The sequence below is a fragment of the Methylobacterium sp. J-026 genome, from assembly GCF_022829585.1.
Classification (GTDB): Bacteria; Pseudomonadota; Alphaproteobacteria; order Rhizobiales; family Beijerinckiaceae; genus Methylobacterium.
In genome coordinates, this window is sequence record NZ_JAKSYC010000273.1 from 1 (window position 1) to 400 (window position 400).

Below are 400 nucleotides of genomic sequence, written 5' to 3' on the forward strand. Positions count from 1 at the left end.
GCCGGTGAGGCACAGCACGCCGTTGTTTACGGTCGCTTTCCCTTGGGCAGCCCAGCGTTGCCAGTTCGTGAGCGCGTCGGCCGCGGCGAGGTCACCAGCCACGTCGCCGATCGGGTGATCCGTCAGGAGTGCGGTCGGGGCACCCCCGCGGCGGCTAGCCTCAATGCGGGCGAGGCGGCGCTCCAGGTCGATGATGCTCATAGCTTTGGCTCCGATCGGGGTAGCTGCCCCTCGCGGCGCATCAGGCTCACGACCCACTCCAAGACATCAACCTGGCGCAGCTTGGCGACAATCTTTTCAGCCGTATGCTTCTTCCGTCCCATGATAACATCCTCCACATGGCTCGAAGCCATACCTCAGGGAGGACCACTTTCCAGGGGGCAGGCCAGTCTGCTCGCAC

General features: G+C 64.8%; 1 protein-coding gene. It reads right to left on the reverse strand.

Going from position 1 to position 400, the window contains the following annotated elements:
- The coding region (locus MKK69_RS23590; RefSeq protein ID WP_243971899.1) for a hypothetical protein at window positions 1–201 on the reverse strand (201 nt) is incomplete at its 3' end.
- Between the last annotated feature and the right edge of the window lie 199 nt (window positions 202–400).